Origin of the sequence: uncultured Sphingomonas sp. (assembly GCF_913774285.1) — a bacterium.
Lineage (GTDB): Bacteria > Pseudomonadota > Alphaproteobacteria > Sphingomonadales > Sphingomonadaceae > Sphingomonas.
The window spans coordinates 97963-110292 of the sequence record NZ_CAJYHX010000028.1 but is presented as its reverse complement, the minus strand read 5'-3'; the positions used below and the strand labels follow the sequence as shown (position 1 = coordinate 110292).

Below are 12330 nucleotides of genomic sequence, written 5' to 3'. Positions count from 1 at the left end.
GAATCGCGGAAAGGGGGTTTCGATGAGGGCACCCGCCGACTTTGAACGGTCCGACGACAACGGCGAGGCGGTGCTCCGCTTCTCCGGCAATCTTTCGCTTGCCTGCCTGGGCGACCTGCCCGCGCGGCTGGAAACGGTGGAGGGCGACGTCGCCCGGCTCGACCTCCGCGAGGTCGGCCGGATGGACACGGTCGGCGCCTGGGTGGTCCACCGCTTCGCCCGCGATCGCGGCGCGACGATCGAGGGCCTCGGCGCGGACGAGCAGCATCTGCTGGAGCAGGTGATCGCCGCCGAGCATCCGATCCAGCTGCCGCCGCCGCCGCCCGGCTCCATCACCCGCGCGCTCGACGAGATCGGCGGCGCCGTGATCAATTCGGGCAAGACGCTCTACGGCCTGCTCGGCTTCATGGGGGCGACGGTGCTCGCGCTGTGGCACGTCATCACCCATCCGCGCCGTTTCCGTTTCAACGCGACGGTGCAGCGCTTCGAGGTTGTCGGCGTCGGCGCACTCGGCATCATCGCGCTGATGAGCTTCCTGATCGGCATCGTCATCGCCCAGCAGGGATCGGTGCAGCTCCGCCAGTTCGGCGCGGAGATCTACACGATCAACCTGCTCGGGCGGCTGACGCTGCGCGAGCTCGGCATCCTGATGACCGCGATCATGATCGCGGGCCGTTCGGGATCGGCCTTTGCCGCGCAGCTCGGCACGATGAAGCTGACCGAAGAGATCGACGCGATGCGCACCATCGGCGTCTCGCCGATGGAGGCGCTGGTGCTGCCGCGCGTCTTCGCGGTGGTGTTCATGCTGCCGCTGCTCGGTTTCTATTCCTCGATCATCTCGATTCTCGGCGGCGGCCTGCTCTGCTGGGTGGATCTCGGCATCACGCCGGTCACCTTCATCCAGCGCATCCGCGAAGTGGTGCCGCTCACCGATCTATGGGTCGGGCTGGTCAAGGCGCCCGTGTTCGGCGCGATCATCGCCATGGCCGGTTGCTTCCACGGCATGCAGGTGGAAGGCGATGCCGAGCAGGTCGGCCAGCGCACCACCACGGCGGTGGTGCAGGCGATATTCCTGGTGATCGTGCTCGACGCCTTTTTCGCGGTGTTCTTCACCAATGTGGGCTGGACATGACCGACGCTGCACGCGGCGACGACCGCGAAATCCTCATCCGCGTCCGCGGCCTGCGCAACGGCTTCGGCGAGCAGATCGTCCATGACAATCTCGACCTCGACGTGCGTCGGGGCGAAATCCTGGGCGTGGTCGGCGGCTCGGGCACCGGTAAGTCGGTGCTGATGCGTTCGATCATCGGGCTGCAGACCCCGCTCGACGGATCGGTGGAGGTGTTCGGCGAGAACACGATCGGCCGCGAGGAAACCGAAGCGGTCAACATCCGCAAGCGCTGGGGCATTCTGTTCCAGGGCGGTGCGCTGTTCTCGACGCTCACCGTGTCCGAAAACGTCCAGGTGCCGCTCAAGGAATTCTATCCGGGCATCGACCAGGCGCTGCTCGAGGAAATCGCCGCCTACAAGGTGGTGATGACCGGCCTGCCGCCCGAGGCCGGCCCCAAATATCCGGCCGAGTTGTCCGGCGGCATGAAGAAGCGCGCCGGCCTGGCGCGCGCGCTGGCGCTCGATCCCGAACTGCTGTTCCTCGACGAGCCGACCGCCGGGCTCGACCCGATCGGCGCGGCGGCGTTCGACGAGCTGACCGCATCGCTGTCGAAGACGCTGGGGCTCACCGTGTTCCTGATCACCCATGATCTGGATACGCTCTACGCGATCTGCGACCGTGTCGCGGTGCTGGCGGACAAGCGGGTGATCGCGGTGGGGACCATCCCCGAGCTGCTGGCGTTGGACCATCCGTGGATCCAGGAATATTTCAACGGACCGCGCGGGCGCGCCGCGGTCGCGGGCCCGAACCGGCCGGTGCATGAGGATAAGAGGGGCTGATGGAAACGCGTTCCAATCATGTGCTGGTCGGCGCGGTGGTGCTGATCCTGCTGGCAGTGCTTGCGCTGTTCATCGTCTGGCTGTCGCGGCTGGGTGGTGGCGACGAGCGCCAGTACGACATCTTCTTCAAGCAGTCGGTCGACGGTCTCAGCCGCGGCTCCTCGGTCAGCTTCTCGGGCGTCCCCGCCGGCACGGTGAAGGACATCCAGTTCTGGCGTCCGGACCCCAGCCTGGTGCGCGTGCGCATCAGCGTGCAGCCCGACGTGCCGATCCTCGAAGGCACCAACGCGACGATCCAGGGCAGCTTCACCGGCCCCAGCACCGTGCAGCTGGACGGTGCGGTGAAGGGCCAGCCGCCGATCGAATGCCCCAAGGACAATCCCCGCGCCGCCTGCCCCCTGGGCGTGCCGGTGATCCCGACCAAGGCCGGCGGACTCGGCGCGCTGCTCAGCTCGGCGCCGAAGCTGCTCGAGCGGCTGACCACGCTCACCGAGCGCGTGTCCGACCTGCTCGACGAGAAGAACCAGGCCTCGATCTCTGGCATCCTCGCCAACACCAACCGGCTGACCAAGTCGCTGGCCGATCGCGGGCCCGAAATCGCCGCGACGCTGGCCGAAACCCGCATCGCGATCCAGCAGGCCGGCGCCGCCGCGCAGCAGATCGGCGAACTGGCCGGCACGACCAACGGCCTGGTCAACAGCGACATCAAGCCGACCATCGCCAACCTGAACGCGACGATCACCTCGGCGCGCAAGAGCGTCGAGACGCTGGACGCGACGATCGGCGATGCCCGGCCGGGGATCCAGGCCTTCTCGAACAAGACCATGCCCGAGGTCGGCCAGCTCGTGCAGGATCTGCGCGAAATGTCGATCGCGCTCACCAATGTCGCGCACAAGCTCGATCAGGGCGGAGCCTCCAGCCTGATCGGCGCGCCTGCGCTGCCCACCTACAAGCCGAAGAAGTGAGGTTCCGGATGAACAAGTCCGCCATCGCCGCGCTGCTCGCCGCCGCGTCGCTTTCCGGCTGCATCTCGTTCGCGGCCAAGCCGCCCGCCTCGCTGCTGACGCTGCAGCCGGCGGCGGTGCTGCCGGCGGGCGAGGTCCAGCAGTCGGGCACGGTCAAGGCCGTGACGATCGGCCCGGTCAACGCGCCGCAGGAACTGGCGACCACCCGCGTGCCGGTCCATTCGGGCCCGGGCGGCACGACGATCGCCTATGTGAAGGATGCGCAATGGGTCGAAGGGCCCGCCAGCCTGTTCGGCCGGCTGCTCGCAGACACCATCGCCGCGCGCACCGGCCGCATCGTGCTGAGCCGCCGCCAGTCGCTGAGCACCCCCAGCGCCAGCCTGGGCGGCGACGTGCGCAGCTTCGGCGTCGATGCGACCAAGATGGAAGCCGTGGTGGTGTTCGACGCCTCGCTCGGCCGCGAGGGCACCCAGAGCTTCGAGCGCCGCCGCTTCGAGGCGCACGTGCCGATCACCGCGGTGACCACGGCCGCGATCGGCCCGGCACTCAACCAGGCCGCCAACCAGGTCGCCGCCGAAGTCGCCGACTGGGTCGGCAAGTAAGCGATCAGGGCCGGCGGCGGATTGCTGCCGGCAGGTCGCAGACGTTGAGCCCCGTCGCCACGGTCGGCGGGGCGGGGTTCTCGCGCAGCGCCAGCATCGCGCCATAGCGCGGATTGTCGGTCGCGCGGACCTGGAAGTGCGGCCGCTCGTCGGGCGGCAGCTGGCTGGCGAGCCGCACCCAGGCGATGCCGGTCCGCTCGGCTGCGGTCGCATAGACGCCCATCGCCGCGTCGCTGCGCGGCAGCGCCGAGAGATACTGCATCCCCTCGATGATCCGCCCGACCACCGTATAGTTGCGATCGAGCCGCCGCGCGGACTGGCCGATCGGGGTGAACAGCTCCGATCCGCTGCCGGTATCGGGCAGCGCATCGCGCGCCACGCCCACCATCCCGTAGCAATGGGTGAGCCATGCCGCCTTGCCGTCGCTGGCGATCGGCCAGCCATCGGCGGTGACGCCGGTGGCGGTCGCGTAGGAGTCAGGCTTGGAGAGGCGCTGGGCAGGGGTGAAGGCGGGAATCTCGAACTCGGCCGGCGGCCGGGTGAGAAGCTCGGGGGGCAGCGGCTTCTTCTCGGTCGGGTCGCCCCATTGCGCGACCCAGTTTTCCTGGACCCGGTAGACGCTTTCCCCATCCCACCAGCGCGCCGCGGCGAGCTTGCGGATGTTGGCGATGTGCGCGGGCGCGAACCGCGCGGCGAGGCGGATCGCGACCTGCTTGCCGCTCTGGAGCTGGATCAGCAGGATCTCGTCATCGGGAATGTCGCGCCAGTCCTCGGGCGCCGGCTCGGCCGCCGAGGGGGCAGGGCGCGGCGGCGCGGCGGTCTGCGGGGCAGTCTGGGCGGCGAGCGGCGCGGCGGCGAGGGCCGCGGCGAGGACGAGCAGGGTTTTTGCCATGGGGTGAGCTTGGCACGCCAACGGACGCTTGCCTAGCCGCCCAAGGAACGGTAGGGCCGCGCCTTCCAGGTATCCTGCGGAGCGGTGGCCGAGTGGTCGAAGGCGCTCGCCTGGAAAGTGAGTATACGGCAAAACCGTATCGAGGGTTCGAATCCCTCCCGCTCCGCCACCTGCGCCCTTTTTGGGGCTCCCCAAACCTCCTAAAAACTGCTAAAAAGCCGCAGAAATCAGCGGTTTTTTCGTTCCGCTGCGTTTCACTCAATCCGACACGATCTCACGCGAAGTGTGGGGAAAAGTGTGGGGAAGAATGAGGTGGAGGTGGCATGGGAAAGCTCACTGCGCTCAAGATCCGGTCGCTTACCGAACCCGGTCGCTATTCCGATGGGGATGGCCTGTTCCTCGAAATCAACGGCAAGGGAGCGGCCAGCTGGATCCTCCGGGTCCAGAATAATGGGAAGCGCCAGGATATCGGGCTGGGCTCCTCAAAAGCCGTTTCTCTCAAAGAGGCTCGGGAAGCTGCCTTTGCTACCCGCCAGAAGATCGCGCAGGGCATCGACCCTGTCGCTGAACGCAAGCAGGAACGGCAGGTCATCCCAACGTTCCGCAAGGCCGCCGAAATGGTCCACGAGGAACACGAAAAGGCTTGGAAGAACGGCAAGCATCAGAACCAATGGATCACGACGCTGAAGACCTACGCCTTCCCGAAGATGGGCGACCGCTTGGTCAGCGAGATCGAGGGGCCGCTAATCCGCGATGTGCTGGCACCGATCTGGCTGTCGAAGCCGGAGACTGCGCGCCGCGTCCGGCAACGCATCGGCACGGTCCTCGACTGGTCGTATGCGCGTGGGTTCCGCGCAACGGAAGCGCCTATGCGCTCGTTGTCCAAGGGGCTGCCTCGCCAGCCCAAGAAGGACAACCATTTCGCGGCTCTGCCTTATGCTTCGGTCCCGGATTTCATGGAGAAGCTGGCCGCGCGTGAATCGGTGGGGCGCGTAGCGTTGGAAGCGCTGATCCTGACAGCCGCGCGATCAGGCGAAATTCGGGGTGCGACCTGGTCAGAACTCGACCTGGAAGCAGCGTTGTGGACTATCCCGGCCGAACGGATGAAAATGGGGAGAGTGCACGTCGTGCCTCTCGCACCACAAGCGGTGGCCGTGTTCGAGCGCGCCAAGAAGTTCAAGGCTGGCGCTAGCGACTTGGTGTTCCCTGGTCAGAACGTGAAGAAGCCGCTCTCGGACATGACCCTCCTCAAGATCCTACGGGATATGGAGCTCGCGGTGACCGTGCACGGGTTCCGTTCGGCATTTCGCGACTGGGTTGCGGAGCAAACCGACTATTCCGGCGAGATTGCAGAGGCGGCGCTCGCCCACACGGTCTCGAACAAGGTCGAGGCAGCGTACCGTCGAACCGACTTCCTCGATAAGCGACGGCTCCTCATGCGCGATTGGAGTGCCTTCTGTACCAAGGCGCCCGTTCGAACGATCAGCGATTAGTTGGAAGTGGGCGAATCTGGAAGAAGTTGACTTCGAACCTCCCCCGTGTGTTATGTGGATAACACACGGGGGAGGTCTTGCTTGCACTCTTCAATCGGGTTTTGGCTCGCTTGCCTAACCGCCACCACGACGATTGGCGGCCCATCGGCAATGTCGCAGCGATCCGTTTCGGAAGGCGCTGCTCCATGGCCCATCCAAGTCAGCGCGATGGTACCATACGCTCCCAGCGCTTTTCCGTCCGAGGGCGCGCAGCACCTATTTTACGAGGTGCACCTGACGAATTTCTCGGGATCGCCGATCCAATTGCAAGGTCTCGACGTGATCGATGGCGACGCCCCGGCGGCAGCGCCGCTTGCCAGCTTTTCGTCGGAGGCTCTGGCGGCTCTTGTGCGCACGGTTGGTCAGGAAGACCGCGCGGCAATGGTGCCGATTCCCGCAGGGGGAACGCAGATCGTCTTCGTCGAGCTCAAGATCCCAGCAGGGCATGCGATTCCCCGGCATCTCGTTCACCGCGTCTCGATCGGCGACGGCACCATCGTCATGGCGGCGATACCTGTGCGTCGTGCCGTGAAGATGCTCGGGCGGCCGGTCACGGGGAGCGATTGGATCGCAGCGGACGGACCGGGCAGCGATCCTGACAACCATCATCGTCGCGGCCTTTTCATCAGCAACGGATCGCTGACCGACTCGCGACGCCTCGCGATCGACTGGAAGGTGATTAGGAACGGCCGATCCTACAGCGGCGATGCGCACGCCGCGACCTCCTACTATGCCTATGGTCGGCCGCTGCTTGCGGTGGGCGACGCCAAGGTGGTGCGCGTCGAGGACGGTCATCCCGATAACCCCGCCGGGCACGGCGCCGACTTCCACCCTGCCGAGCCGATTACGATCGACAATGTGGGCGGCAATCTGATCGTGCTCGACCTGGGAGATGGACAATATGTCCACTATTTTCATCTCAAGACCGGTAGCGTCCGGGTCCGGGTGGGCGATCATGTGCGAAAGGGACAAGTGATCGGCGCGATAGGTGCATCAGGGGATGCTCGCGAGCCACATGTCCATCTGGAAGTCACCGACGCGAGCGAGACCTTGGAGGGCGAAGGCCTGCCCTATGTCATCGATCACTACAGCGTGATGGACCCGAAGACCGGCGTGCGTAGCCCTCGCACCGGCCAGTTGCCGCTGAACGGCATGATCATCGACTTCGGCATGTAGCAGCGGACGTCTTAGCTAATTCCCGCCACGCGGCAGTCTCGCCTGGCGGGATCAGGCAAGGCGCTCCCCAACATCGATCCGGTTTCCATCAGGGTCGGCGAAGACGAAGGCGCGCTGGCCATACTCCTTGTCTGCCAACCGCTTGATGATCCGGACCCCAGCCTCTTCGCACAGCGCGTACAGAGCCGCAGCATCGCTGACGAACATATGCATCACGTTGACCGTCGAGGGTTTGTGGTCGGGCTTCCGGCTGAGATGGATCTCGGCATCATCCTTCTTCAGCACCATGAAGCCGACCGGATCTCCGTTCTCGAACACCTTCTCGAAGCCAAGTACGCGCACGTAGAAATCATGTGCGGCCGTGAGGTCCCGTACACGAATTCCGGGCGCGGTACGGCCGAAGGTGATGTGCGTTGCAGCGGACGGCGACATGCTTTTCTTCCAGGTCAGGCAGCGGCGGCGGTGCGCTTGCCGGTTCAGGAGCGGTGTCCGAACGATGCGCCTGCGGGCAATCGAAGGATCTGTCAATCGTGGCACGGCGGCCGCACGTCAGTGAGCAGCTCGGTCTGCTATCGCGCGCTTCCACATGCGGCGGCTACCGACGCCTCTGCATCCCGTTCAACTGCTCGCGAATCCGCGGACCTTCACCTCGCTGAAATGCGCTTCCGTCCCCGGACCGACCCAGAGTGCCACGGCGCCCTTCGCGCTGGCACCGTGCTTGAGGTCGTCGACGATCAGGGTCGGCTGTAGGGCGCCATCGACATAGAGCCGGGCATGGGTTCCTGCCACGACGATACGCACCTGCGTCCACCGACCCGGCTCGAGATCGACATAGGTCTCGTACTTGCCAGGGGTTTCGGCGCGCAGTCGCTCCCATGGATAGTCGGGATGCGAGACGTACTGGACGGCGTGGTTGCGGCGCAGCTGGTCGTCGGCCCTGCCGTTGGTCGGGCGCAGATAGATGGCTTCCAGCCTATCTCCGTCCTGCACACGGAAGGCCAGCCCGACGAACCCTCGCGCCGTGGCACTTGCCGTGGCCATGGAGGCGCCGCTGATCCAGGCTTCGAGGACGCCGTCGCCGAAAGCCGGCGTGTCCAGCATCACCAATCTGTCGGGACCCGAGACATCCTCCAAGGCGATGGCGCGCAGAGCGGCACGGCCTTTATAGGCCGTTTGCACCGCCTCGACGCCCATCGCGCGGATCGTGCCATGCTCCAGCCCTGTCCGCCCGGAGGCCCGTCGCGTGGCAAACGCAGGCACGGGCGCAGCGGAGGCCACCGTCATAGCGGCGGCCCCGAGCACGGCCCGACGGCTCAGCGGATCGTCGTACATCGCGGCCCTTTCCTCGTGACATCATGCAGCCTGCACCCCTAGCGCGTGGTGGCGAGAACCCCAACTTCCTTGAAGCGTATCCAGCTCTCGCTGCCAGCGTGATCGGGTCTTTGTGAGTCCCAGCCTTAAATTTTCCGGGGCGGGCGAGAACGGAAATCGGAGTGGGTCCTCGGGGGCTGCTCCCCAATCGAGTGGAGCGCACCTGTGCGGGCAATCGATTTCGTTTGATGCAGCAGGTTCTTCAGCGCGTCTCGTGCGGCAGATCTGGCACGATCAGCCTCCGCCAGCGGAGAGGCGGCATCGGCGTGGCAGCTTCCGGTTCCAACCAGCGTCAGCCCTGGGATTGCCTAATTCGCGTTGCGCATCGCGGGCGTTCGGCTTCCACCTTGTTCTCGACGCCCTGCACGATATGCCCGTCGGACGTTCGCAGGCATATGCTGCGCCAGCAGGATAGCGGCAGCACCGGGACAGTGCCGTGGGCTTGCCAGCCGCGCATCGAACCGCGTTTCCGGATCCATCGGGTCGTACGCCTTGCAGAAGGCGACAGCCGCACGGTCGACCCGGCGTACCAGCTTGGCGCGATCGGCCGCCGTATCAAGCCGCAGACCGCGATATGCGACTGTCATGCGAGGTGGAAATGCCAGCGCCGACGTGCCGCTGGCGCAAGCCGGCAGCAGCGCGGCGCCGAGGAGCACCAACAACTTCATGATCTTCTCCTGTCAGGTTGGGTCGATCTCTCCGCAGAGAAGCGGCCACGGTTCCGCCGGGCAGCTTTATCGCCCTCGTTGGCGACGCGGCCGGCTCACCTCAGGCGGCGGAAATGGAAGTTTCTGACGAAGGGCGCTCCACCGGCGTCCGCCGCCGCCGCAGATTCCGTCATTTCCTTGCCGTCCGATGAGATTGCATAGACCCGTACCGAGCCGAGCATCTTGTGCTTCGCAAGGCTCATGACCAGCACGTTGTATGCGGGCTGGTTGATCGCGGCGCTGTCCGCTTCCGATAGGTCGCCATCGCCTGCCGACGCCGATCCGTCGCGCGCATAACGCACCGCCATGTGCCGGACGCTGCCGTCCGGCGCGGTGATGTCGACGGTCGTCCGCCACTGACCAGCGCCGACATCCTCGAAGGTGTAGAGTACCCGGCGGGGCGGCGGACCATAGTTGCCGGGCATGCGGCTGAGGTCCAGTTCCCAGGTTCCCAGGAAAGGGGACCGGCTCACGGGGGAGCCCTCCGGTCCCGCAACGGCCGCCCCGACGGGCATCAGGAACAAGGCTGTCGCCGAACAGCACAGGATGGAACGCAGGGCTGCGGTTCGCATGCATCATCTCCTTGCCCCGAGGATGCGGCGGGGGCTCCGCAGCGACGAACGCGTCGCTTCATGGCACCGCTTGCGGCCATGCGGCCTCGTGCTCCGGGGCGGTGCACCCGAAGATCGTCTTGCATTCCGTCGCGGTGCGACGCGCTTAGCGGACCGGCGTGGGTGCCGGACCGGGCGAGAAATGCGCGTGCCAGCGCGCCACGCTGGCGATGATCGCCAGCTCGATCGCGAGCACCGCACCCTGGAGCAGCGCCTGCCGGCCATCGATGAACAACACGCTGAGGAACGTCACCAGTGTCGCCGATGCAGCCAAGCTCAGGCTGCCCCAGCGGAGCGCTGCCGCCCAATCGCGCTCCAGCACCACCCAGGCGATCCGCAGATGCCCCAGCCCGATCAACAGCTGCAGCAGCGCCAAGGACGGGATCGCGGCTTGGTAGACACCGCGCAGCAGGCTCTCCTGAAGGCCGCCGTCGATCAGCGCGCCGCCCAGCCCGTGCCGGCCGGGATAGAGATAGGGCAGCCCGAACAGCGCGCAGCCGATCTGCAGCGCCGCCATCGGCAGCAGCACCCCGATCGCCACAGCATAGCTGGTGAGGACAAACTGTCCTTCCTCAGCGGCGAACAGTCCACGCCCTGCTGCCAGAAGGCACCCGAACGCGAACTGCACCGGCGCACCTTCGGCGATTGCCGTGTCCAGCTCCGCTTCCATCGCCATGGCCCAGTCGCGCTTGCGCTCGCCCAAACAAGCGGCGGCCAGGCGGAGCAGCGCGCGTGCGAACGATGCCTTCATGCCAGCGCTCCCTTGAACGATTGGCCCGGCGCACTGCCCGCGAGGTCGCGCGCGAGCGCGGCACCTGCCGAGGTCAGGCGGTAGGCGTGGCGGGCGGGTCGTCCGGGCTGGGCGGGCTCGCGCCACTCGGCCTCGACGAGCCCCTGCTCTGTCATCCGCATCAGCAGCGGATACAGCGTGCCGGACAACAGGCCGGTGGCCTTCATCAGGTCGTACCCGTGCCGCCATTCGCCCTGCGTCTCCGAGAGCGCGTCCAGGAGGCGACACATCTGCTTCGAGGGCTTTCGATTCCGAACCATGCATCATACCAACATATGTAGATTTAAGAGTCAAGCTCACGCCATATTGCTCGGGTCAGCGGTCCTTGCCCGTTGCGGCCGGCGCCGCGGTCGTCCGGACAAGGCGCATCGGCGGCCCGCCTTCGACGATCGTGAAACTTGCATAGTCCGCATCGAAGGCAATCACCACGCCGAGCGCGTTGGAGAAGAACCGCGTCGGCGACAGCGCCGCAAGCCGCTCCGGACTGGGCGCGCCCGCGTCGGCGAACAATCCTTCAGGACGGGCTTCCAGGCGCACCGAAAGGCCGCCGCCCTCGAACCGCCCCGCCGCCTTCGCCAACACGGCAAGCGGGAGCTGCTGTTCCTGCACCGCGGGCGGCGCGATGTCCGTCCAGCCATAGTCGGTCGCCACCGCGCGGACGACTTCGTCGATCAGCCGACGTCCCTGACCGCCATTGGTGAGCGCGACAATGCCCTCGCCCTTGCCGGCATAGGCGATCATGTACGACTGGAAGCCTTCATTGACCCCGTCATGCCCGAAGCGTTCGGGCGCGGTGGTGTAGAGCTCGACGCCCAGCCCCCAATGGTCTTTGACCGGCCGCAGCATCGCCCGCGCCATTGCCGGGGACAGCCGATGGCCCCGGCGACCGGCGGCCGACGCCTGCAGGTCGATCAGCAGGCGCGCGAGATCGCCGGCGCTCGTCCACAGCCCGGCCGGCGCCAACTCGGGATAGACGTGATAGTTGCCGGGGACCGGCTGACCCGAGACATGGCCGAAGGCGATGTTTGCAAGGATGTCGGCGGACGGCGGCTGCGCGAACGCGCTCCGCGTCATGTGCAAGGGACCGAGGAGTTCGCGCTGCGCGAGCTCGGCAAAGGGCAGGCCGGTAACATCCTGCAGGGCGAGTTGCGTGACGACATAGCCACCGCCGGAATATTGGAATTGCGCGCCCACCGGCAGCACGCTGCGCACCGCCATGTTGTTGGCCGGCGCCGCGCCCTCCAGGATCTGCACCGTCGTCGGCAACGGCGCTCCGGGGAGATAGCCGTCGAAGCCATGCACGCCCAGCCCGGCCGTGTGGCTCAGCAGTTGTCGCAGTGTGACACCCCGCGGCGCGAGATGGGTGTCGCCGGGGAGGTGCCAACCGCGCAGGGACCGGTTGATGTCGCTGTCGAGCGCCAGTTTGTGCTGCTCCACCAAGCGGAGTGCGATAACGGCGGTGGCAACCTTGCTGATCGACGCGGCCTGGAACGCCGTATCCGGCGTGACGGGCGCGCAGCTGGCAGTATCCCGCACCCCCCAGCCGCGGGCCCAGTCGATCCGGCCCCGGTGGATGACCGCGATGCTGATCCCCGGTACGCCATAGAGGCGCATGCGTGCCGCCAGGCTGGACGGTGCTTCCCCCGGTGCACGCACCGGCGGCGTCAGGTTGGTCTCGACGACGCGGGTATGGATGTTGCTGCGGCCACCTGCGGCACGGTCCGGCATCGGGCA

At 66.5% G+C, this 12330-nt stretch carries 14 protein-coding genes and 1 tRNA gene; 7 read left to right on the top strand and 8 right to left on the bottom strand.

Going from position 1 to position 12330, the window contains the following annotated elements; genetic code table 11:
* Positions 1 to 22: 22 nt before the first annotated feature.
* From QZ670_RS14700 to QZ670_RS14685, 4 genes are read left to right on the top strand one after another with little or no spacing between them, the layout of a single operon-like run.
* Positions 23 to 1132 carry an ABC transporter permease gene (locus QZ670_RS14700; RefSeq protein WP_294256678.1) on the top strand — a complete coding sequence of 370 codons (1110 nt, stop codon included), beginning with the start codon at positions 23 to 25 and terminating at the stop codon, positions 1130 to 1132.
* On the top strand, positions 1129 to 1950 hold the full coding sequence (locus QZ670_RS14695) for an ABC transporter ATP-binding protein (RefSeq protein ID WP_294256677.1): 822 nt from the start codon (positions 1129 to 1131) through the stop codon (positions 1948 to 1950). The genes QZ670_RS14700 and QZ670_RS14695 overlap by 4 nt, the downstream gene beginning before the upstream one ends.
* Positions 1950 to 2915 (top strand): MlaD family protein, encoded by a 966-nt coding sequence (locus QZ670_RS14690; RefSeq protein WP_294256676.1) that lies wholly within the window; start codon positions 1950 to 1952, stop codon positions 2913 to 2915. The genes QZ670_RS14695 and QZ670_RS14690 overlap by 1 nt, the downstream gene beginning before the upstream one ends.
* 8 nt (positions 2916 to 2923) lie before the next feature.
* Positions 2924 to 3517 carry an ABC-type transport auxiliary lipoprotein family protein gene (locus QZ670_RS14685; RefSeq protein ID WP_294256675.1) on the top strand — a complete coding sequence of 198 codons (594 nt, stop codon included), beginning with the start codon at positions 2924 to 2926 and terminating at the stop codon, positions 3515 to 3517.
* A gap of 4 nt (positions 3518 to 3521) precedes the next feature.
* Here the strand turns inward: QZ670_RS14685 and QZ670_RS14680 are convergent, their stop codons facing one another.
* On the bottom strand, positions 3522 to 4409 hold the full coding sequence (locus QZ670_RS14680; RefSeq protein ID WP_294256674.1) for a peptidylprolyl isomerase: 888 nt from the start codon (positions 4407 to 4409) through the stop codon (positions 3522 to 3524).
* A gap of 78 nt (positions 4410 to 4487) precedes the next feature.
* On the opposite strand from QZ670_RS14680, the gene QZ670_RS14675 reads away from it, so the two are divergent.
* From QZ670_RS14675 to QZ670_RS14665, 3 genes are all read left to right on the top strand, one after another.
* Positions 4488 to 4578 (top strand) — tRNA-Ser (locus tag QZ670_RS14675).
* A 154-nt stretch (positions 4579 to 4732) separates the two neighbouring features.
* The gene (locus QZ670_RS14670; RefSeq protein ID WP_294256673.1) at positions 4733 to 5902 is read left to right on the top strand and encodes a site-specific integrase; all 1170 of its coding nucleotides are present in this window, start codon (positions 4733 to 4735) and stop codon (positions 5900 to 5902) included.
* A gap of 150 nt (positions 5903 to 6052) precedes the next feature.
* A complete protein-coding gene (locus QZ670_RS14665) occupies positions 6053 to 7117 on the top strand; it encodes a M23 family metallopeptidase (RefSeq protein ID WP_294256672.1) in 1065 nt (354 codons plus the stop codon).
* A 51-nt stretch (positions 7118 to 7168) separates the two neighbouring features.
* Here QZ670_RS14665 and QZ670_RS14660 read toward each other — a convergent pair whose 3' ends face one another.
* The 7 genes from QZ670_RS14660 to QZ670_RS14630 form a co-directional block, all read right to left on the bottom strand.
* Positions 7169 to 7549, bottom strand: coding sequence for a glyoxalase superfamily protein (locus QZ670_RS14660; protein ID WP_294256671.1), 381 nt, complete (start codon positions 7547 to 7549; stop codon positions 7169 to 7171).
* 186 nt (positions 7550 to 7735) lie between these two features.
* The gene (locus QZ670_RS14655; protein WP_294256670.1) at positions 7736 to 8449 is read right to left on the bottom strand and encodes a hypothetical protein; all 714 of its coding nucleotides are present in this window, start codon (positions 8447 to 8449) and stop codon (positions 7736 to 7738) included.
* A gap of 347 nt (positions 8450 to 8796) precedes the next feature.
* Positions 8797 to 9156, bottom strand: a complete 360-nt coding sequence (locus tag QZ670_RS14650; RefSeq protein WP_294256669.1) for a UrcA family protein — start codon at positions 9154 to 9156, stop codon at positions 8797 to 8799.
* 95 nt (positions 9157 to 9251) lie between these two features.
* Positions 9252 to 9767: a hypothetical protein gene (locus QZ670_RS14645; protein ID WP_294256668.1), complete on the bottom strand. Its 516-nt coding sequence runs from the start codon at positions 9765 to 9767 to the stop codon at positions 9252 to 9254.
* A 145-nt stretch (positions 9768 to 9912) separates the two neighbouring features.
* Complete coding sequence (locus tag QZ670_RS14640; RefSeq protein ID WP_294256667.1) at positions 9913 to 10557, bottom strand: hypothetical protein; 645 nt, start codon at positions 10555 to 10557, stop codon at positions 9913 to 9915.
* Entirely contained in the window at positions 10554 to 10826 is a 273-nt protein-coding gene (locus QZ670_RS14635; RefSeq protein ID WP_294256666.1) for a PadR family transcriptional regulator, read from the bottom strand. Before QZ670_RS14635 ends, QZ670_RS14640 begins: the two co-directional genes overlap by 4 nt.
* Before the next feature lie 85 nt (positions 10827 to 10911).
* Positions 10912 to 12324, bottom strand: a complete 1413-nt coding sequence (locus tag QZ670_RS14630) for a serine hydrolase domain-containing protein (protein WP_294256665.1) — start codon at positions 12322 to 12324, stop codon at positions 10912 to 10914.
* Positions 12325 to 12330 lie beyond the last annotated feature (6 nt).